Annotated in this window: 22 protein-coding genes; 20 read left to right on the forward strand and 2 right to left on the reverse strand. The window is 68.1% G+C overall.

Going from position 1 to position 20,433, the window contains the following annotated elements:
* From hisF to tatC, 7 genes are all read left to right on the forward strand, one after another.
* Positions 1–762 carry an imidazole glycerol phosphate synthase subunit HisF gene (gene hisF, locus CKCBHOJB_RS03170; RefSeq protein ID WP_348634863.1) on the forward strand — a complete coding sequence of 254 codons (762 nt, stop codon included), beginning with the start codon at positions 1–3 and terminating at the stop codon, positions 760–762.
* Positions 759–1,154 carry a phosphoribosyl-AMP cyclohydrolase gene (hisI, locus tag CKCBHOJB_RS03175; RefSeq protein WP_281050586.1) on the forward strand — a complete coding sequence of 132 codons (396 nt, stop codon included), beginning with the start codon at positions 759–761 and terminating at the stop codon, positions 1,152–1,154. The genes hisF and hisI overlap by 4 nt, the downstream gene beginning before the upstream one ends.
* Positions 1,151–1,489, forward strand: coding sequence for a phosphoribosyl-ATP diphosphatase (locus CKCBHOJB_RS03180; protein ID WP_281050587.1), 339 nt, complete (start codon positions 1,151–1,153; stop codon positions 1,487–1,489). Before hisI ends, CKCBHOJB_RS03180 begins: the two co-directional genes overlap by 4 nt.
* On the forward strand, positions 1,486–1,833 hold the full coding sequence (locus CKCBHOJB_RS03185; RefSeq protein ID WP_281050588.1) for a histidine triad nucleotide-binding protein: 348 nt from the start codon (positions 1,486–1,488) through the stop codon (positions 1,831–1,833). The genes CKCBHOJB_RS03180 and CKCBHOJB_RS03185 overlap by 4 nt, the downstream gene beginning before the upstream one ends.
* A 10-nt stretch (positions 1,834–1,843) precedes the next feature.
* Complete coding sequence (gene tatA / locus CKCBHOJB_RS03190; protein ID WP_281050589.1) at positions 1,844–2,083, forward strand: Sec-independent protein translocase subunit TatA; 240 nt, start codon at positions 1,844–1,846, stop codon at positions 2,081–2,083.
* A 96-nt stretch (positions 2,084–2,179) separates the two neighbouring features.
* Positions 2,180–2,677 carry a Sec-independent protein translocase protein TatB gene (gene tatB / locus CKCBHOJB_RS03195; RefSeq protein WP_281050590.1) on the forward strand — a complete coding sequence of 166 codons (498 nt, stop codon included), beginning with the start codon at positions 2,180–2,182 and terminating at the stop codon, positions 2,675–2,677.
* A complete protein-coding gene (tatC, locus tag CKCBHOJB_RS03200; protein ID WP_281050591.1) occupies positions 2,674–3,495 on the forward strand; it encodes a twin-arginine translocase subunit TatC in 822 nt (273 codons plus the stop codon). Before tatB ends, tatC begins: the two co-directional genes overlap by 4 nt.
* Positions 3,496–3,535: 40 nt before the next feature.
* Here tatC and CKCBHOJB_RS03205 read toward each other — a convergent pair whose 3' ends face one another.
* Entirely contained in the window at positions 3,536–4,693 is a 1,158-nt protein-coding gene (locus CKCBHOJB_RS03205; RefSeq protein WP_281050592.1) for a Do family serine endopeptidase, read from the reverse strand.
* 90 nt (positions 4,694–4,783) lie between these two features.
* Between CKCBHOJB_RS03205 and CKCBHOJB_RS03210 the strand changes: the two genes are divergently transcribed.
* The gene (locus tag CKCBHOJB_RS03210; RefSeq protein WP_281050593.1) at positions 4,784–5,533 is read left to right on the forward strand and encodes a Nif3-like dinuclear metal center hexameric protein; all 750 of its coding nucleotides are present in this window, start codon (positions 4,784–4,786) and stop codon (positions 5,531–5,533) included.
* On the opposite strand, the gene CKCBHOJB_RS03215 is transcribed toward CKCBHOJB_RS03210, so the two are convergent.
* On the reverse strand, positions 5,530–7,407 hold the full coding sequence (locus tag CKCBHOJB_RS03215; RefSeq protein ID WP_281050594.1) for a hypothetical protein: 1,878 nt from the start codon (positions 7,405–7,407) through the stop codon (positions 5,530–5,532). The genes CKCBHOJB_RS03210 and CKCBHOJB_RS03215 overlap by 4 nt on opposite strands.
* A gap of 214 nt (positions 7,408–7,621) precedes the next feature.
* Here CKCBHOJB_RS03215 and CKCBHOJB_RS03220 point away from each other — a divergent pair, with 214 nt between their 5' ends.
* From CKCBHOJB_RS03220 to trpC, 12 genes are all read left to right on the forward strand, one after another.
* On the forward strand, positions 7,622–8,176 hold the full coding sequence (locus tag CKCBHOJB_RS03220; RefSeq protein WP_281050595.1) for a DUF2889 domain-containing protein: 555 nt from the start codon (positions 7,622–7,624) through the stop codon (positions 8,174–8,176).
* A gap of 248 nt (positions 8,177–8,424) precedes the next feature.
* Positions 8,425–9,585: an ADP-forming succinate--CoA ligase subunit beta gene (gene sucC / locus CKCBHOJB_RS03225; protein ID WP_281050596.1), complete on the forward strand. Its 1,161-nt coding sequence runs from the start codon at positions 8,425–8,427 to the stop codon at positions 9,583–9,585.
* Positions 9,586–9,597: 12 nt separating this feature from the next.
* Positions 9,598–10,491: a succinate--CoA ligase subunit alpha gene (gene sucD / locus CKCBHOJB_RS03230; RefSeq protein ID WP_281050597.1), complete on the forward strand. Its 894-nt coding sequence runs from the start codon at positions 9,598–9,600 to the stop codon at positions 10,489–10,491.
* A gap of 146 nt (positions 10,492–10,637) precedes the next feature.
* Positions 10,638–11,366, forward strand: a complete 729-nt coding sequence (locus CKCBHOJB_RS03235) for an FHA domain-containing protein (protein WP_281050598.1) — start codon at positions 10,638–10,640, stop codon at positions 11,364–11,366.
* Between the two features lie 119 nt (positions 11,367–11,485).
* Positions 11,486–12,253 carry a 3',5'-cyclic-nucleotide phosphodiesterase gene (locus CKCBHOJB_RS03240; RefSeq protein WP_281051602.1) on the forward strand — a complete coding sequence of 256 codons (768 nt, stop codon included), beginning with the start codon at positions 11,486–11,488 and terminating at the stop codon, positions 12,251–12,253.
* A 72-nt stretch (positions 12,254–12,325) separates the two neighbouring features.
* Positions 12,326–14,686 carry a GspE/PulE family protein gene (locus CKCBHOJB_RS03245; protein WP_281050599.1) on the forward strand — a complete coding sequence of 787 codons (2,361 nt, stop codon included), beginning with the start codon at positions 12,326–12,328 and terminating at the stop codon, positions 14,684–14,686.
* Positions 14,687–14,750: 64 nt separating this feature from the next.
* Positions 14,751–15,446: a ribulose-phosphate 3-epimerase gene (rpe, locus tag CKCBHOJB_RS03250; RefSeq protein WP_281050600.1), complete on the forward strand. Its 696-nt coding sequence runs from the start codon at positions 14,751–14,753 to the stop codon at positions 15,444–15,446.
* Positions 15,443–16,120, forward strand: a complete 678-nt coding sequence (locus CKCBHOJB_RS03255) for a phosphoglycolate phosphatase (RefSeq protein ID WP_281050601.1) — start codon at positions 15,443–15,445, stop codon at positions 16,118–16,120. The genes rpe and CKCBHOJB_RS03255 overlap by 4 nt, the downstream gene beginning before the upstream one ends.
* A gap of 258 nt (positions 16,121–16,378) precedes the next feature.
* A complete protein-coding gene (gene trpE, locus CKCBHOJB_RS03260) occupies positions 16,379–17,851 on the forward strand; it encodes an anthranilate synthase component I (protein ID WP_281050602.1) in 1,473 nt (490 codons plus the stop codon).
* 90 nt (positions 17,852–17,941) lie between these two features.
* Positions 17,942–18,529 carry an aminodeoxychorismate/anthranilate synthase component II gene (locus CKCBHOJB_RS03265; RefSeq protein WP_281050603.1) on the forward strand — a complete coding sequence of 196 codons (588 nt, stop codon included), beginning with the start codon at positions 17,942–17,944 and terminating at the stop codon, positions 18,527–18,529.
* Between the two features lie 21 nt (positions 18,530–18,550).
* The gene (gene trpD / locus CKCBHOJB_RS03270) at positions 18,551–19,594 is read left to right on the forward strand and encodes an anthranilate phosphoribosyltransferase (RefSeq protein ID WP_281050604.1); all 1,044 of its coding nucleotides are present in this window, start codon (positions 18,551–18,553) and stop codon (positions 19,592–19,594) included.
* Positions 19,591–20,391, forward strand: coding sequence for an indole-3-glycerol phosphate synthase TrpC (gene trpC / locus CKCBHOJB_RS03275; protein WP_281050605.1), 801 nt, complete (start codon positions 19,591–19,593; stop codon positions 20,389–20,391). Before trpD ends, trpC begins: the two co-directional genes overlap by 4 nt.
* Positions 20,392–20,433 lie beyond the last annotated feature (42 nt).

The raw sequence follows: 20,433 nt of genomic DNA on the forward strand, positions 1-20,433 counted from the left end.
CTGATGCTTGCCAAGCGCATCATTCCCTGCCTGGACGTGAAGTCCGGGCGCGTGGTCAAGGGCGTCAATTTCGTCGAACTGCGCGACGCCGGCGATCCGGTCGAGATCGCCCGCCGCTACGACGAGCAGGGCGCCGACGAGATCACCTTCCTCGACATCACCGCCAGCTCGGACGATCGCGACATCATCCTCCACGTGGTCGAGCAGGTCGCCGAGCAGGTCTTCATCCCGCTCACCGTCGGCGGCGGCGTGCGCGTGGTCGAGGACGTGCGCCGGCTGCTCAACGCCGGGGCCGACAAGGTCAGCATGAACACCGCGGCGGTCAACAACCCGCAACTGGTGCATGACGCCTCGAGCAAGGTCGGCAGCCAGTGCATCGTGGTGGCGATCGACGCCAAGCAGACCGCGCCCGGCAAGTGGGAGGTGTTCACCCACGGCGGGCGCAACAACACCGGGCTCGACGCCATCGAGTGGGCGCGCAAGGTCGAGTCCCTGGGCGCGGGCGAGATCCTGCTCACCAGCATGGACCGCGACGGCACCAAGAGCGGCTTCGACCTCGCGCTGACGCGTGCGGTGTCGGATGCGGTACGCATCCCGGTGATCGCCAGCGGCGGCGTCGGCACCCTCGAGCATCTCGCCGAGGGCGTCACCGAAGGTCGCGCCGACGCGGTGCTGGCGGCGAGCATCTTCCATTTCGGACAGCACACCGTGCGCGAGGCCAAGGAGCTGATGCGCGCGCGCGGCATCGAGGTGCGGCTGTGAGCACGAACACGCGCTGGTTGAACGAAATCACATGGGACGAACACGGCCTGGTGCCGGTGATCGCGCAGGAAGCCTCCACCGGCGACGTGCTGATGTTCGCGTGGATGAACCGCGAGGCCCTGCAGCGCACCGCCGAGACCGGCGAAGCCATCTACTGGTCACGTTCGCGCCGTAAGCTGTGGCACAAGGGCGAAGAGTCCGGCCACGTGCAGAAGGTGCTCGACATCCGGATCGACTGCGACAACGACGTCGTGCTGCTGAAGATCGAGCAGGTCGGCGGCATCGCCTGCCACACCGGGCGCCACAGCTGCTTCTTCCAGAAGTATTTCGCCGACGGCCGCTGGGAGGCCGTCGAACCGGTTTTGAAAGACCCGCAGGAGATCTACAAATGATCGATATCGAAGTGCTGCATCGCGTCGCCGACACCCTGGCCGCGCGCAAGAAGGCCGATCCGGACTCCTCCTACGTCTCCAGCCTGTACCAGAAGGGCACCGACGCGATCTGCAAGAAGGTCGCCGAAGAGGCCGCCGAGACCATCATGGCGGCCAAGGACAAGGACATGCTGCACCTGGTGTGGGAGGTGACCGACCTGTGGTTCCACTCCATGGTGCTGCTCGCCCACCACGGCCTGTCGGTGGACGACGTGCTCGCCGAGTTCCGCCGCCGCGAGGGCGTGTCGGGCATCGACGAGAAGAAGTCGCGCACCGCCCAGGGGGCCAGCGCATGAGCGACTGCGTCTTCTGCCGCATCGTGCGCGGCGAGATCCCGTCGAAGAAGGTGTATGAGGACGAGCACGTCTACGCCTTCCACGACATCAACCCGGTCGCGCCGGTGCATGTCCTGGTCGTTCCCAAGGTCCATGTCGACTCGATGGCGCACCTCGGCGAGGAACACGAGGCGGCGATGGGGCGTCTGATGATTGCGGCGGGCAGGATTGCCCGCGAGCAAGGTTGTACCGACGGCTTCCGCACGATCGTGAACACCGGAAGGGTCGGCCTGCAGGAGGTGTATCATCTGCACCTTCACATTCTGGGCGGGTCCAATCCCCTGCCGCCCATGTTGAAGCGTTAAGGAGAGCGGTATGGGTTCTTTGAGCATCTGGCACTGGCTGATCGTGCTGGTCATCGTCCTCTTGGTGTTCGGCACCAAGAAGCTGCGCAACATCGGTTCCGACCTGGGTGGCGCGGTGAAGGGCTTCAAGGAAGGCATGAAGGAAGCCGATGGCGGCGCCGCTGGCGATGCCGGCCAGCAGAAGATCGCGGGTGACGGCCAGACGATCGAGGGCGAAGCGCGCGAGAAGGTCGACCAGAACCGGTCCTGAGCGACGCGTCTCGACACCCGAGGGGCGCCCTGACAGGAGCGCCCCTTCGTTTTAACGCGGCACAGCGCAGGCGTGCCGCGTCTCGAGCGAGCAAACATGTTCGACTTCGGTTTTTCGGAACTCATCGTGATCGGTATCGTGATGCTGGTCGTGGTCGGGCCTGAGCGCCTGCCCAAGGTCGCACGCACCGCCGGTCATCTGCTCGGGCGCGTCCAGCGCTACGTCTCGGACGTGAAATCCGACATCCAGCGCGAGATGCAGCTCGAGGAACTGAAGAAGCTCCAGGAGCAGGTCAGGCACCAGGCCCAGGAACTCGAGTCCTCGGTGCGTTCCGGCGCGGCGAACGTCGAGTCGGAGGTCGGCCGTACCGCCGGAGAACTGCGCTCGATGCTGCCCGAGGGCGGCAGTGCGCAGCCTGGCGCGAGCGCGCGGGCCGATGCGGCGCCCGCAGCCGCGGAGCACGGGGGCGCGGCGACCGGTAGCCAGCTGCTGGCCCAGGATCGTCCGGCGGCTGCCGAGCCCCGTCCGCAACTCGAGCTCGGGCTCGATGCGTCCGCACGTCGCGACGCCAGCGCAGACAAGAACAAGGTATGACCGAACAACAGGAAACCTTCATCGCGCATCTCATCGAGCTGCGCGACCGCCTGATCCGTGCGCTCCTTGCGCTCGTCATCGTCTTCGTGTGCCTGATGCCGTGGGCCGGCGACATCTACGACATCCTCGCCAAACCGATGATGGACACGCTGCCCGCGGGCACCAACATGATCGCGACCGGCGTGGTGACGCCCTTCTTCGTGCCGGTGAAGGTGACGATGATGGTCGCCTTCGTGTTCGCGCTGCCCTGGGTCCTGTACCAGGCCTGGGCCTTCATCGCCCCCGGGCTGTATGCGCACGAGAAGCGCCTGGCCCTGCCGCTGGTGCTCGGCAGCACCCTGCTGTTCCTGATCGGCATGGCCTTCTGCTACTTTTTCGTATTCGGCATGGTGTTCAAGTTCATCGCCGAATTCGCGCCCAAGAGCATCGTGCCCGCGCCGGACATCGAGCAGTACCTGTCCTTCGTGATGTCGATGTTCATCGCCTTCGGCATCACCTTCGAGGTGCCGGTGGCGGTGATCCTGATGGTGAAGGCGGGCCTCGTCGATGTCGCCAAGCTGCGCGAGGCGCGCCCCTACGTGATCGTCGGCGCGTTCGTGATCGCCGCGGTGGTGACGCCGCCCGACGTGGTCTCGCAGTTCATGCTCGCGGTACCGATGTGCCTGCTCTACGAACTCGGCATCATCCTGGCGAACATGATGAGCAGGCCTTCACCCCAGCAGGAGGCGGCCGCCGATTACGTGCCGCCCTCGCTCGAGGACATGGACAAGGAGCTCGACCGCATCGAGGCCGACGAGAAGCGCGGCGGACAGGGCTGAGCGCCGCCGGCGCTCTATTGGTGCAGGCGTTCCGCCTTCTTCAGCGGTTCGCCGCCGGGGTCGGGCGCCTGCCGACCTCGACGCTGAGGTCGAGCTCCTCGCTGCCGCGCCGTACCCTGAACACCGCGGTCTTGCCCGGCGGCAGCGCGGCGACCATGTCGAGCATCGCCCGTGGGTCCTGTACCGCCTGGCCGTCTAGGGCGATCAGCACGTCGCCCGGACGCACGCCGGCGCGATCGGCGGGGCTGCCGCGCAGCACGCCGGCGATCAGCGCGCCGACCGTGTCGCGGTAACCGAAGGATTCGGCCAGTTCGGGCGTCAGGTCCTGGATCTCGACCCCCACCCAGCCACGTACGACCTCGCCGGTGGCGACGATCTGTTCGAGAACGGTGCGCGCGATCGACACCGGAATCGCGAAACCGATGCCGAGCGAGCCGCCCGAGCGCGAATAGATCGCGGTGTTGATGCCGACGAGGTGGCCGGCACTGTCGACCAGCGCCCCGCCCGAGTTGCCGGGGTTGATCGCGGCGTCGGTCTGGATGTAGTTCTCGAAGGTGTTGATGCCGAGCTGGCTGCGCCCGAGCGCCGAGACGATCCCCATGGTCACCGTCTGGCCGACGCCGAAGGGGTTGCCGATCGCCAGCACCACGTCGCCGACCGCGAGGCTGTCGTTCCCCGAGAAGGTGATCGCCGGCAGCACCGCGTCGCTCTCGATGCGCAGCACGGCGAGATCGGTTTCCGGGTCGCGGCCGATCAGCCTGGCGGCGAACTTGCGCCCGTCGTTGAGGGCGACCTCGATCGCGTCGGCCGTCTCGATGACGTGGTTGTTGGTCAGCACGTAGCCGTCGGGGCTGACGATGACGCCGGAGCCGAGGCCCGATTCGCGCTGGCCGGGGTCGTTTTCGGGGCGCTCGCCGAAGAAGTGGCGGAACAGCGGATCGTCGAACAGGGGATGGCGCTGGCTGCGGCCGGCCTTGCTGGTGAAGATGTGCACCACTGCAGGCATCGACTGCTGCGCGGCGGGGGCATAGGAGCCGGCGGCCGGGCTGCGTTCGGCGCCCGCCGGGGCCTCGAGGATGGCGACGACGGCCGCGGGCGTGGCCTTGCGCAGCCATTCGGGCTTCAGCGTGTTGAGCACGAACAGCACCGCGACGCTGACGGTCACGGCCTGCGCGAAGATGAGCCACAAGCGGCGCATAATGTGGGACTTGAAGGACGAAGCTCACGAACGCCGCGCGCGGGCCGGTTGCCCGCAAGCGCTGCCGTTCGCATCATGGGAGGAGGCTGCATGCAACTCATCGAGCTCAGGAATCATCTCGACACCCTGCTCGACACCCAGCGGCTCAAGGATTATTGCCCAAACGGTCTGCAAGTGGAAGGACGGCCCGAGGTGAGCCGCGTGCTGTGCGGTGTGACCGCGAGCCAGGCGCTGCTCGACCGTGCTGTCGCCGGCGGTCATGACGCCGTCTTCGTGCATCACGGCCTGTTCTGGAAGGGGGAGGACGGCCGTGTCACCGGCTTCCGGCGCCAGCGCCTGCGCGCGCTGCTGGCCAACGACATCAGCCTGTTCGCCTATCACCTGCCGCTGGACGTGCATCCGGAGCTCGGCAACAACGCCCAGCTCGGAAAGCGCATGGGCTGGCAGGGCGAAGGCCGCTTCGCCGACCAGGACCTGGGCTGGATCGGCCGGCCGGCCGAGCCCGGCCAGTCTGCGGATGCGATTGCGCGCGCGCTGGCGCAGACGCTCGGTCGCGCGCCGCTGCTGGTCGGCGACGGGCGGCGTGCGGTCCGCCGCGTGGCCTGGTGCACCGGCGGTGCCCAGGGCTACTTCGAGCAGGCCATCCTGGCCGGGGCCGATCTCTACGTGTCGGGCGAGATCTCCGAGCAGACGGTGCATCTGGCGCGCGAATCCGGCGTCCCCTACATCGCCGCCGGCCATCACGCCACCGAGCGCTACGGCGCCCAGGCCATCGCCGCCTACCTCACCGACGAGCTCGGCCTGGAAGCCGAGTTCGTCGATCTCGACAATCCGGTCTAGCGCGGCGCCTGCGCGCCGCTGTCCGGGCGCAGGCAGGGGCCGAGTTCTTCCTCGAGGATCGCCGACAGGGTCAGGATCTCGTCGATCACCGGGAACGGGAAGCCGATGCGGGTGCCGTCGCGGTTGTCGCGCAGCAGCCGCTGCAGGTAGCGCTGGCAGGCCGGAGTGCGCCAGCTCTTCTGCAGCGCTTCGGCGATGTGGGGCAGATCCTCGAGACTCATCCGCGAGGCGCGCAGGGCCTGATAGTTGTCCCAGTCCACCGCGTTCACGTTGAAGGTCTTGTTCAGCTCCCTGGCGATGGTGTCGAATTCCGCGCGCAGGCCGGCTCTGCGGTAGACCTCGAGCAGCTTCAGCCACGGGGTGACCGCTTCCCGCGGGTTGCTGCGCACGAATTCGGCCAGGGTTTCGGCCGCGCCGTGGACACGTCCGAAGCTGACCATGATGTCGGCGAGCTCCACCGCCGACTTGTACTCCTCGACGGCCGTGCCGTGCCCGGCGGCGTGCTCCCGCATCGCGATCGTGCCGGGCCCGAGGCCGGCGGAGGCGTCGGCCGCGGGCTCGGTGAGCGGGGTGGCGGATGCGGCGGGGCGCTCGACCGTCGGCGGGATCCGCGCGTCGGCGGCGGTGGCGACGGACGCCGGGCGGGGCTCGCGTCGGCCGCGCAGCAGCCATGCCGTCAGCAGCAGTGCGGCGAGGCCCAGGCCGGCGAGCAGGTAGAGGTCCCCGGCCGGTGATCCGGTCTCTGCCGATGCGGCCGGTGCGGCTGCGGGAGCCGGTGGGGCTGCGGCGGCAACGGCGGCGGACGCCGGGACGGCCTGTGCGTTCGCGGCCTGCGACGCGAGCGTGCTGCGCAGGCGGGCCTCGAGTGCGGCCTGCAGTTCCTCCAGCTCCTTCACCCGGGCAAGCAGCTCCATCTCGGCGACGATGCTGCGGTCGATGGCGGCGGCCACTTCGCGCTCGCGCTCGAGCAGGCCCTGCGGTGCGCTGGCGTCGGCCGTGGCGCCCGCGGCGTCGGGCGATGCGTTCGTCTGTGGCGCGGCGGTCGATGCAGCGGTGACGGTCTTGTCGACGACGACGCGATCCCCGGTCGGCTGCGCGACGGCCTGGGCCGGCGAGACGGTCTGGCGGCGGGCGGGCGCCGTCGCCGGCTTGGCGGTTGCGGCGTTCGCCACCTGGCGCAGGTCGGGGATGAGGACCCGGGTTCCGGTGGGCAGCGCGCGCTCATGGCTGGCCGGATCGGGGAACAGCCCGGGGTTGGCTGCGGCGGTCGCCCGCGTGAAGCGTTCGCGCGCCGCCGGATCGTCCGGATACAGGGCCTCGCCGAGCGAGGTCAGCGATTCGCCCGGTGCGGTGCTCCAGGTGCGGGAGGCGGGCTTCTGTGCCCGCGGTCGCTCGGTCCTGGGCGGGGTGACGCGCCGCTCCGTGGCCGACTTCCGATCGGGCGTGGACGCGCGTGCCGGCGGTGTGGCGACGGGCGCGCCGACCGGTGCGGCGGCGGTGAAGGGCATCATCAGCGTGTACTCGCGCCGCAGCCGGGTGTCGCAGACGTTCTCGACGGCGAGCCGGAGGATGGGATCCTCGACGGTGCGATCGGCGCGCACGATCAGGCGTGCGCCGGCCCCCTTGCCGGTGATGCTGACCCGTCCGCCGGCGAGCGCCGGGATGCCGTCCGAACTGTCCGCCGGGGCGACCACCCGGAAACAGTCCGCCTGGATCGCCCCGTCCGCCACCAGGCGGATCTCCGCGCGAAAGCGTTCGCCCAGCGCGGACAGGCTCGCGATCTCGCCGAGCGCGGCGGCGAATGCGGGCGAGGCGGGGTTGAACATGGCTGCGGCGACAGCAAGGGCAAGGGGTATCCGTCTGGTCTTCATCATCCGCGCGTCCGGCGCTGGGTTGGCTGGTGGCTTGCTTTTAGCAGACTCCCCACGGCCACTCCAGCAACTGTTTCGCATCTTCCCCACTGAATTGCTCGTGCCGTGACGAGTTGCGCACTCCGGTCGGCCGCGGCGGGCGTTTTGATTCCCGGGGGCGGCGGGAAAAATCGGCTAAGATCACCTGCCCATACGTTGACGTACGTGCAGGACCACGATGCCCTTACCCGTTTCCGCTTCCCCGCGCCGCCGCGTCCATGCCCGCCGCATCGAGGTCGAAGGCTTCCTGCGCGCGGATGGCCTGTACGAACTCGATGCCTCCCTCTGCGACGTCAAGGATGTCGATTATCCGCTCGCGTCGGGCCTGCGGCCGGCGGGCGTGCCGGTGCACCTGATGCGGGTGAGGGTGACGCTCGATGCGGCCTTCAACATCGTCGATGCGGTTGCCTGCTCCGACGGGGTGCCCTATCCGGGGCTGTGCGACACCATCGGTCCGGCATACCGGAAGCTGATCGGGCTCAATCTCGTGCGCGGCTTCCGGCGCACGGTGGGGGAAATGTTCGCGGACGTGCGCGGCTGCACCCACATGAGCGAGCTGCTGATGTCCCTGCCGACCGCGGCGATCCAGACCTTCGCGACCTTCCGCACCGACAACGAGGATTCGCCCGAGAAGCCGTTCCAGCTCGATCGCTGCCATGCGCTCGAGACCTCGGCCGAGGCGGTGCGGCGCTATTACCCGAAGTGGTACCGGCCGGGCGGCGGGCAGGGCTGAGGGAATCGGCGGGTGGCCCGCCGATCGAGGCGTTCGGCGGTGCACTGCGCAAAAACGGTTATAATTATGGGGTCTTGCGGTCGGGGCGGGTTCGTGCCCGGCCAGCGGGTCGGGTCGGGGGGTCCCGATTCATGGCGGTGGGCGACGGTCGAGGGAGACGGCGTCCATCGTGGAGCGCGCGCTCCGAAGCATGCCATCAACCTGTTCGCGACGGCGCGTGCCGTCGCGGCTTCGATCGAAGGGCAACCATGAAGATTCATGAGTATCAGGCAAAAGAACTGTTGAGGAAGTATGGCGTCGTCACGCCGCGCGGTTTCCACTGCGTGTCGGTGGACGGGGCGGTCAAGGCGGCCGAGGAACTCGGCGGCAAGATCTGGGTGGTGAAGGCCCAGATTCACGCCGGCGGCCGCGGCAAGGGTGGCGGCGTCAAGCTCGCCCGCTCGCTCGACGAAGTGCGCCAGCACGCCAACGACATCCTCGGCATGCAGCTCGTGACCCACCAGACCGGCCCCGAGGGCCAGAAGGTGCGCAACCTGCTGATCGAGGAAGGCGCCGACATCAAGAAGGAATACTACGTCGCCGCGCTGACCGACCGCGCCACGCAGAAGGTCGCGATGATGGCCTCCTCCGAAGGCGGCATGGACATCGAGGAAGTCGCGCACAGCACCCCCGAGAAGATCCTCAAGGAGTTCGTCGATCCGCTCGTCGGCCTCACCGACGCCCAGGCCGAGAACCTGGCCCGCGGCATCGGCGTGCCCGAGGCATCGGTCGCCAAGGCGGTCGATGCGCTCAAGCGCCTGTACACCTGCTACATGGAAACCGATGCCTCGCTGGCGGAAATCAACCCGCTGATCCTCGAAGGCAACGGCAACATCAAGGCCCTGGACGCCAAGTTCAACTTCGACTCCAACGCCCTCTACCGTCACCCGGAAATCGTCGATTTCCGCGACTTCGACGAAGAGGACGCCGACGAGATCGAGGCCTCCAAGTTCGACCTCGCCTACATCAGCCTCGACGGCAACATCGGCTGCCTGGTGAACGGTGCCGGCCTGGCGATGGCCACCATGGACACGATCAAGCTGTTCGGCGCCGAGCCGGCCAACTTCCTCGACGTCGGCGGCGGCGCGACCACCGAGAAGGTCACCGAAGCCTTCAAGATCATGCTCAAGAACCCCAAGGTCAAGGGCATCCTGGTCAACATCTTCGGCGGCATCATGCGCTGCGACACCATCGCCACCGGCGTGGTCGCCGCGGCCAAGGAAGTTCATCTCTCCGTCCCGCTCGTGGTGCGCATGAAGGGCACCAACGAAGATCTCGGCAAGAAGATCCTCGCCGAGTCGGGTCTGCCGATCATCACCGCCGACACCATGGCGGAAGCTGCGACCAAGATCGTCGCTGCGGTCAAGTAAGGAGAGCTTCGAATGTCCATCCTGATCAACAAAGACACCAAGGTCATCACCCAGGGCATCACCGGCAAGACCGGCCAGTTCCACACCGAGAAGTGCCAGGAATACGCCAACGGCAAGAACTGCTTCGTCGCCGGCGTGAACCCTAAGAAGGCGGGCGAGAAGATCTTCGATATCCCCATCTACGCCTCGGTCAAGGAAGCGGCGTCGGAGACCGGCGCCACCGTGTCGGTCATCTACGTGCCGCCCGCGGGCGCTGCCGACGCCATCTGGGAAGCCTGCGAGGCCGACCTCGACCTGGCGATCTGCATCACCGAAGGCATCCCGGTCCGCGACATGCTGATCGTGCGCAACAAGATGAAGCAGAAGGTCGCCGCCGGCGGCAAGGAAACCCTGCTGCTCGGCCCCAACTGCCCCGGCCTGATCACGCCCGACGAGATCAAGATCGGCATCATGCCCGGCCACATCCACCGCAAGGGCCGCATCGGCGTGGTGTCGCGTTCCGGCACCCTGACCTATGAAGCCGTCGCGCAGCTCACCGAAATCGGCCTCGGCCAGTCCTCGGCGGTCGGCATCGGCGGCGACCCGATCAACGGCCTCAAGCACATCGACGTGATGCGCATGTTCAACGACGATCCGGACACCGACGCGGTGATCATGATCGGCGAGATCGGCGGTCCGGACGAAGCCGAAGCCGCGATGTGGTGCAAGGAAAACATGAAGAAGCCGATCGTCGGCTTCATCGCCGGCGTCACCGCGCCGGCCGGCAAGCGCATGGGCCACGCCGGCGCGCTGATCTCCGGTGGCGCGGACACCGCCGATGCCAAGCTCGCCATCATGGAGGAATGCGGCTTCAAGGTCACCCGCAACCCGTCGGAAATGGGCAAGCTGCTGAAGGCCATGCTCTGATCTTCATCGCTTGACGGATCACGAAGGCGCCGGCGAGTCCGGCGCCTTTTTTGTTAACCCGCCCGGGCGGCGCGCTAGAATCCCTTCATGCATTTTCAGTCGCCGGGCCGGGCGCGGCGCCGACGCAACTTTCGAACGGGTGGGGCATGCCGAAACTGGTTCTCAGCATGGACGGTCTGGTGCTCAAGGAGATGGCGCTCTCCAAGGAGCGAACCACCATTGGCCGCAAGCCGGACAACGACATCCAGATCGACAACCTGGCCATCAGCGGCCATCACGCGGTGATCACCTGCATCACCAACGACGCCTTCCTCGAAGACCGCAACAGCACCAACGGTACCTACCTGAACGGCCAGCCGGTCAAGAAGAACGTGCTGCGCAACAACGACGTCATCGAGCTCGGCAAGTACCGGATCAAGTTTCTCGCCGACGAGGCCAGGTCCGGCCTGGCGACTTCGGAGATGATCGGCGCCACAACGCTCGGGGCCTTCGAGATGCCAGGAATCAGCACCGCGGTACCGCTGGCGTCCGGCGGGGCGGGGCCGTGCGAGACGCAGGTCATGTCGCCGGTGGCCGCTCCGGACGAGGCGGCGGACGCCGGCTCGGCGGCGCGGCTGGGGGTGATCCAGGTGCTGAGCGGTGCCAACGCGGGGCGGGAGCTGCAGCTCGTCAAGTCGCTGACCACCCTCGGCAAGCCCGGCAGGCAGGTCGCGGTGATCACCCGTCGGCCGCACGGCTACTTCATCACCCATGTCGAGGGGGCCACTTTCCCGCTCGTCAACGGCAAGGCCATCGACGCCCAGGCGCGCCTGCTCCACGACCACGACATCATCGAGCTGGCAGGCGTGAAGATGGAGTTCTTCCTGCAGCGCTGAGCGCCGGTGGCGGCGTGAATTTTTGCCGCGCCCGCCCGCGGGGCGGGTGATAAGGTCCGCAGCGTGATGGGGATTTCGCGGCTGCCGGTGCCCTGCCGGTCATGCGGATGGTCGAGGTGATGAAACTCAAGGTGCTCGGTTGCAGCGGCGGAATCGGCGGTTCGCAATCGCGCACCACGTCCTTCCTCGTCGATGACGACGTCCTGATCGACTGCGGGACAGGGGTCGGCGACCTGCCGCTCGAGGTGCTCGAGCGCATCGACCATGTGTTCCTGACCCATTCGCATCTCGATCACATCGCCGCGTTGCCGCTGATGATCGACTCGGTGGGCGAGAGGCGCTGCACACCGGTCGTGGTGCATGCGACCCCGGAGACCATCCGCATCCTGCGTGCGCACATCTTCAATTGGCTGATCTGGCCGGATTTTTCCACGATCCCCGACCACGAGCAGCCATTCATGCGCTTCCAGCCGCTCGGCGTCGGCGACCGGGTCGAACTCGGCGACCGCTGCATCACCGTGCTGCCGGCGCGGCATACGGTGCCGGCGGTCGCCTATCGCCTGGACAGCGGCTCCGGCCAGCTCGTATTCTCCGGCGACACGGCCTACTGCCCGGAGCTGGTCGCCGCGATCAACGCCTGTCCGGCGCTGCGCCACCTGATCCTGGAGACCGCGTTCGCCGAGGAGCAGCGCGAACTCGCAGCCGCGTCTCACCACCTGTGCCCGAGCATGTCGCGTACGATGCTGGACGAGATCCATGGGACGCCGTTGGTGCATGTCAGCCACCTCAAGCCGGGCGTCGGCGGGCGCATCATGGAACAGTTGCATGCGGCGGGGAGCGCACTCTCCGTCCGCCGCCTCGAGCAGGGTGACGTGCTCGAATTCTGAGCGATGCGCTTGCGCCCGCATCCGGGCCGGCAGTCCGGGACACGCATCGCGCCGGACCTACAGCGAGGAAACATGAGCGAGATGACCGCAAGCCCGACTACCTCCGGCGTCGTGTCGCGCCGGCTGGCCTTCTTCAAGGGCCTGCAGATGCTGACCAACCGGATCCACGCCAGCAAGAACGTGGACGAGATCATGCTCGAGCTCGCACCCGAGCTGTGCACGCTGTTCGAGGCCGAGCGCTTCACGATCTACGCGGTCGAGGACAGCGGCGGCACGATCGTCACCCGCATCAAGACCGGCCTGAACGGCGTGCAGAGCATCCGCCTGCCGATCGCCGAGAACAGCATCGCCGGCTACGTCGCCTTGTCCGGGCAGTTGCTCAACATACGCGATGTCTATGACGACAACGAGCTGCGCTGCGTCTCGCCGAGCCTGCAGTTCAGGCGCGAGGTGGACGCGAGCACCGGCTTCCGCTGCCGGCAGATGCTGGTGGCGCCGATCCGCGATCCGGATACGGGCAGCCTGCTCGGCGTCGTCCAGCTCATCAACACCGTGAATGGCGAGCCCTTCCCGCGGATGGCGGAGGAGGGCCTGCTCGGGCTGGCGCAGACGCTGGGCGTGGCCTTCCTGCGCCACGCCCGCCAGCCCGGCCGCCTGCGCTCGCGCTTCGACGCCCTGATCGTCGATGGCCGCATCACCGCCGAGGAGTTCGCCGACGCTGCGCGCGAGGGGCGTGAAAGCGGTGCCGGCACGGAGGCGGTGCTGATCGCCCAGCTCGGGCTCAGTCCCGCCGAGCTCGGCGCCGCGGCGGCGCGCTATTTCGGCGTGCCTTACCAGGCCTTCGTCGCCAACCACGTCAAGCCGATGGACCTGCTGCGCAACATCAAGCGCGAGTACGTCGAGCAGGCCCTGTGGCTGCCCTACGAGGAAAATGCGGACGGCGTCGTGGTCCTGTGCATCGATCCCGAGCAGGTGCGCAGTTCCGGGGTCGCCCAGAACGTGCTGCCGAAGAAGCGGCTGAGTTTTCGCGTGACCACCCAGCGCGACTTCGAGCAGACCGTGGAGCAGTACTTCGGCGGCGCGCTCGACGATGCCTCGGTCACCGACCTGCTGTCCGGCCTGGACGAGCGCGAGGAGGAGGTCGGCTCGCTGAAGGACGACGTCAGCGCGGCGGCCGACAACGAGCTCGTCAAGCTGGTCAACCGCATCATCGTCGACGCCTACCGCCAGGGCGCCTCCGACATCCACATCGAGCCCCGCCCCGGCAAGGAAAAGACGCTGATCCGCTTCCGCAAGGACGGCTCGCTGGTGCCCTACATCGAGATTCCGGCCAGCTACCGCAATCCGCTCGTGACCCGCGTCAAGATCATGTGCGATCTCGACATCGCCGAGCGGCGCAAGCCGCAGGACGGCAAGATCCGCTTCCGCAAGTTCGCGCCCATCGACCTCGAGCTGCGCGTGGCCACGCTGCCCACCCAGGGCGGCATGGAAGACGTGGTGATGCGCCTGCTCGCCAACAGCGAACCGATCCAGATCGACAAGCTCGGCCTGCTGCCCTTCAACCTCGACCGCCTCAAGGCGACGATCGCCAAGCCCTACGGCATCTTCTTCGTGTGCGGGCCGACCGGCTCGGGCAAGACCACCACGCTGCACTCCATCCTCAACTACATCAACACCCCGGACACGAAGATCTGGACGGTCGAGGATCCGGTCGAGATCACCCAGAAGGGCCTGCGCCAGGTGCAGGTCAACCGCAAGGCCGGCATCGACTTCGCGACCATGATGCGCGCCTTCCTGCGCGCCGACCCGGACGTGATCATGGTGGGCGAGATGCGCGACCACGAGACGGTGTCGGTCGGCATAGAGGCCTCGCTGACCGGCCACCTGGTGTTCTCCACGCTGCACACCAACAGCGCGCCGGAGTCGGTCGTGCGCCTGCTCGACATGGGCATGGACCCGTTCAACTTCGCCGATGCGCTGCTCGGCGTGCTCGCCCAGCGCCTGGCCAAGCGCCTGTGCCTGAAGTGCCGCGAGGCCTACAGGCCCGACGACGGCGAGGTCGATCGCCTGCTCGAAGAGTACTGCGAGGACATGCACCTCACCGACGACTTCCGCGCCGACCCCGAGGCCGCCCGCGAGCGCGTGCTGACGCGCTGGAAGGAGGCCTTCGCCGGCGAAGACGGCCGCTTCACGCTGTACCGGCCGATCGGCTGCGAGCACTGCAACCAGGGCTACAAGGGCCGGGTCGGCCTGCACGAGCTGATGCTGGGCTCGGACGCGATCAAGCGCCTGATCCAGTCGCGCGGCCGCGTCGAGCAGGTGCTCGGCCAGGCGCTCGGCGAGGGCATGCGCACGCTGCGCCAGGACGGCATGGAAAAGGTGCTGGCCGGCATCACCGACATGAAGCAGGTGCGCAAGGTCTGTGTGCGCTGAGCAGGCCGGGTTCCATCTGCAGCGGTTAGAATCCGGGCTGACCCCCACCTTCCCGGAGCGCCCCATGTACCGCATCGCCCCCAGCCTGCTGTCCGCCGACTTCGCCCGCCTCGGCGAGGAAGTGCGCAACGTGATCGCCGCCGGCGCCGACTGGATCCACTTCGACGTGATGGACAACCACTACGTCCCCAACCTCACCATCGGCCCGCTGGTGTGCGAGGCCATCCGCCCCCACACCAGCGCCCCGATCGACGTGCACCTGATGGTGAAGCCGGTCGATCGCATCATTCCCGACTTCGCCAAGGCCGGCGCCAACGTCATCACCTTCCACCCCGAGGCCTCCGAGCACATCGACCGCAGCCTGGGACTGATCCGCGACTCCGGCTGCCAGGCCGGCCTCGTGTTCAATCCGGCGACGCCGCTCAACTTCATGGACCACGTCATGGACAAGCTCGACGTGGTGCTGCTGATGAGCGTCAACCCCGGCTTCGGCGGACAGAAATTCATCCCCGAGACGCTCGCCAAGCTGGGCGCCGCGCGCGCGAAGCTCGACGCCTACGAGGCGCGCACCGGCCGCCGCATCCTGCTCGAGATCGACGGCGGGGTGAAGACCGACAACATCGCCGACATCGCCCGCGCCGGGGCCGACACCTTCGTCGCCGGCTCGGCGGTGTTCGGTGCCGGAAAGGACAGCGACCCCAACCGCTACGATTCGATCATCGGCGCGCTGCGCGGCGAACTCGCCAAGGTGGCGGCGTGAGCGCGGCGCGCTTCTCGCCGCGGGCGGTGCTGTTCGACCTCGACGGCACCCTGCTCGACACCATCGCCGACCTGGCCGACGCGGCCAACCTGATGCTCGCCGAGCTCGGCCGCCCGGCGCGCAGCCAGGACGAGATCCACGGCTTTGTCGGCAAGGGCATCCCCAACCTGGTACGGCGCTGCATGACCGAGGGCGCGCACGCGACCGAGGCCGAGGTCGAGGCCGCGGTGGCGGCGTTTCGTCGCCACTACGCGGTGGTCAATGGTGCGCGCACGACGATCTACCCGGGCGTGGTCGAGACCCTGCAGACCCTGCGCGGGTGGGACATCCGTCTCGCGGTGGTGACCAACAAGGCCGAAGCCTTCACGCTGCCGCTGCTCGAGCGCATGGGCATCGCCGCGCATTTCGACACCGTGATCAGCGGCGACACCCTGCCGGTCAAGAAGCCCGATCCGGCGACGGTGCATCTGGCCTGCGAGCGCCTGGGCGTGGCTCCGGCCGAGGCGCTGATGATCGGCGACTCGGCCAACGACGCGCTCGCCGCCCAGGGCGCGGGCATGCCGGTGCTGCTGGTGACCTACGGTTACAGCGAAGGGGTGCCGGTGGACACCATCGAATGCGATGGGCTACTATCGAACGCGCTTCAGGCTCTGGACCATATCGTCGCTGCATAGGCGCGGCGCGGTCCGTGTGGCCGGGCCCACATCCTCCACCACAGATCGACATCGTGATGCGCGCACCCCGGGATCGCTTCCTCGCCGCCTTCTCCTCCGTCCAGCCGAGCTGGCGGGGGGCTTGGCGCTGGCCTCTGGGCCACTGAACGCGATCCCCTTTCGCGGGGCCCGGGCAGCGCCGAGCGCGCGCCCGCTTTCCCCGCCGCTTGTTTCCCTGCCGCAAGCCGCGCCGATTCACCCGCTGTCCGTGGAGTTTCCATGCTCGAACACGAATTCAATGCCCTCGCCGCCGAGGGCTACAACCGCATTCCGCTCACGCTCGAGACCTTCGCCGATCTCGACACCCCGCTCTCCATCTACCTGAAGCTCGCCAACGAGCCCTACACCTACCTGCTCGAATCGGTGCAGGGCGGCGAGCGCTTCGGGCGCTACTCCTTCATCGGCCTGTCCTCGCCCACCCGGATCGAGGTCTATCAGCGCTCGGCGCTGCTGCTCACCGGCAACCGCCTGGTCGAGCGCCGCGACTATGGTGATCCGCTCAACTTCGTCGCCGAGTTCATGAACCGCATCAAGGTGCCACCGCGCGAGCACCTGCCGCGTTTCGCCGGTGGCCTGGTGGGATGCTTCGGCTACGACACGGTGCGCTACATCGAACCGAAATTGGCGCAGACCGAGAAGCCCGACACCCTGGGCACGCCCGACATCCTGCTGCTGCTGTCGGAAGAGGTCGCCATCGTCGACAACCTAAGCGGCAAGCTCACCCTGGTCGTGTATGCAGAACCCGAGGTGCCGGGCGCCTACAAGCGTGCGCAGAAGCGCCTGCGCGAGCTGCTCGCCCGCCTGCGCGCGCCGGTGCAGATCCCCGAGGAGATCCGCGCCGAATCCGCACCCGCGGTGTCCAGCTTCGGCGAGGACGGCTTCAAGGACGCGGTGCGCCGCGCCAAGCAGTACATCGTCGACGGCGACGTCATGCAGGTCGTGCTGTCGCAGCGCATGAGCAAGCCCTACGCCGCCAGCCCGATGGCGCTGTACCGCGCGATCCGCTCGCTCAATCCCTCGCCCTACATGTTCTATTTCAACTTCGAGGACTTCCACGTCGTCGGCGCCTCGCCCGAGATCCTCACCCGGCTCGAGGACGACGTGGTCACCGTGCGTCCGATCGCCGGCACCCGCAAGCGTGGCGCCACGCTGGCCGAGGACCTCGCGCTGGAGAAGGAGCTGCTCGCCGACCAGAAGGAGATCGCCGAGCATGTGCAGCTGCTCGACCTCGGCCGCAACGACGCCGGGCGGGTGTCCGAGATCGGCTCGGTCAAGGTCACCGAGCGCTTCACCATCGAGCGCTACTCGCACGTGATGCACATCGTCTCCAACGTCGAGGGCAAGCTCAGGGAAGGGCTCAATGCGCTCGCCGTGCTGCGCGCCACCTTCCCGGCCGGCACCGTGTCGGGCGCGCCCAAGGTGCGGGCGATGGAGATCATCGACGAGCTCGAGCCGGTCAAGCGCGGCATCTACGCCGGCTCGGTCGGCTACCTCGGCTTTCATGGCGACATGGACCTCGCGATCGCGATCCGCACCGCGGTGGTGAAGGACGGCCAGATCCACGTCCAGGCCGGGGCCGGCATCGTCGCCGATTCCGACCCCGACGCCGAATGGCAGGAGACGCAGAGCAAGGCGCGCGCCATGCTGCGCGCCGCCGAGATGGCCGAGGGCGGGCTGGACACGCGGGCCTGAGCGCCCCGGCGCAATCCCACCCCGTCCCGCCCCCACGTACTTGCAGGCGAAGCCGGCCCCATCCCGCCAGGCTTCGCGAAGGGAATGACCATGCTGCTGATGATCGACAACTACGACAGCTTCACCTACAACCTCGTGCAGTACTTCGGCGAGCTCGGCGCCAAGGTCAAGGTGTATCGCAACGACGAGATCACCCTCGAGCAGATCGAGCGCCTCGCGCCCGAGCACCTCGTCATCTCGCCCGGTCCGTGCTCGCCCGCCGAGGCCGGCATCTCGGTGCCGGCGATCAAGGCCTTCGCCGGCAAGCTGCCCATCCTCGGCGTCTGCCTCGGTCACCAGAGCATCGGCGCCGCCTTCGGCGGGCGCATCGTGCATGCGCAGAAGCTGATGCACGGCAAGACCTCGCCGGTGCATCACATCGATGCGGGCGTGTTCCGCGGCCTGCCCAATCCGCTCACCTGCACGCGCTACCACTCGCTGGCGATCGAACGTTCCAGCCTGCCCGACTGTCTGGAAGTGACGGCGTGGACCGACGACGGCGAGATCATGGGCGTGCGCCACCGTACGCTGGACGTCGAGGGCGTGCAGTTCCACCCCGAGTCCATCCTCACCGAATGCGGCCACGCGCTGCTGAAGAACTTCCTCGACCGTCGCGCCGCCGCGCCTGCGGCCGCCTGAAACGAACGCTGCGAGAGTCTCATGACCATGATTACCGCCCAGCAAGCCCTCCAACGCACGATCGAGCACCGCGAGATCTTCTTCGACGAGATGCTGTCGCTGATGCGCCAGATCATGGCCGGCGAGATCTCGCCGGTGATGACCGCCGCCATCCTCACCGGCCTGCGCGTCAAGAAGGAGACCATCGGCGAGATCACCGCCGCCGCCACCGTGATGCGCGAGATGTCGACCAAGGTCGTCGTGCAGCCGCCGCACGACCACTTCCTCGACGTGGTCGGCACCGGCGGCGACGGCGCCAACACCTTCAACATCTCCACCACGACGATCTTCGTCGCCGCGGCGGCCGGCGCGCGCGTGGCCAAGCACGGCGGGCGCGGCGTGTCGTCGAAGTCGGGGGCGGCCGACGTCATCGAGGCGCTCGGCGTCAATCTGGACCTGACGCCGCAGCAGGTCGCCGAGTGCATCGAGGCCACCGGCATCGGCTTCATGTACGCTCCGGCGCACCACAGCGCGATGAAGAACGTCGCCCCGGTGCGGCGCGAGATGGGCGTGCGCACGATCTTCAACATCCTCGGCCCGCTCACCAACCCGGCGGGCGCCCCCAACACCCTGATGGGCGTGTTCCACCCCGACCTGGTCGGCATCCAGGCGCGCGTGATGCAGCGCCTCGGCGCCAACCACGTGCTGGTGGTGCACGGTCTGGACGGCATGGACGAGGTCAGCCTCGGCGGCGGCACCCTGGTGGGCGAACTCAAGGACAACAAGGTCGTCGAATACGAGATCCATCCCGAGGACTTCGGTCTCGCCATGGCGGGCAGCCGCAACCTGCGCGTCGAGGATGCGGCCGAGTCGCGCGCGGTGCTGCTCGGCGTGCTCGACAACCAGCCCGGCCCGGCACGCGAGATCGTGATCTTCAACGCCGGCGTGGCGCTGTACACCGCCAACCTGGTCGACACCATCGGCGCCGGCATCATGCGCGCGCGCGAGATCATCGCCAGCGGCGCCGCGCGCGCGAAGCTCGACGAGTTCGTGCGCTTCACCCAGCAATTCCGGAGCGGCCGATGAGCGACATCCTGAACAAGATCTGTGCGGTCAAGGTGGAGGAGGTCGCCGCCGCCCGCGCCGCGCGTCCGCAGTGCGCGGTGCGCGCCGAGGCCGAGGCGCAGCCGCCGGCGCGCGATTTCGTCGGCGCGATCCGCGCCAAGCACGTGGCGGGCCGGTCCGCGGTGATCGCCGAGATCAAGAAGGCGAGTCCGTCCAAGGGCGTGATCCGCGCCGACTTCCACCCCGCCGAGATCGCCGTGTCCTACGAGCGCGCCGGCGCCGCCTGCCTGTCGGTGCTGACCGACCGGGAGTTCTTCCAGGGCGCGCCCGAGTACCTGCAGGCGGCACGCGCAGCCTGCCACCTGCCGGTGCTGCGCAAGGACTTCCTGGTCGATCCCTACCAGGTGTTCGAGGCACGCGCGATGGGCGCCGACGCCATCCTGCTGATCGCCGCCTGCCTGGACCTGGCGCAGATGCGCGACATGGAGCAGCTCGCGATCGCGCTCGGCATGGCGGTGCTGGTCGAGGTCCATGACGGCGCCGAGCTCGACCGCGCGCTGCAGCTGCAGACGCCGCTGATCGGCATCAACAACCGCAACCTGCGCACCTTCGAGGTCTCGCTGCAGACCACGCTCGAGCTCCTGCCGCGCATCGTCGCCGGCCCGGGCGGGCGCATCGTGGTCACCGAGTCCGGCATCCTGCAGCCGCAGGACGTCGCCCTGATGCGCAGCCACGAGGTGCACACCTTCCTGGTCGGCGAGGCCTTCATGCGCGCGTCCGATCCGGGTGCGGAACTGCGGGCGCTGTTCGGCGCCTGAGACCGGCCGCCGCGGCGAGGAATGGCGAGTGTGCCGACGGGC

This window comes from Thauera sp. GDN1 (assembly GCF_029223545.1).
Classification (GTDB): domain Bacteria; phylum Pseudomonadota; class Gammaproteobacteria; order Burkholderiales; family Rhodocyclaceae; genus Thauera.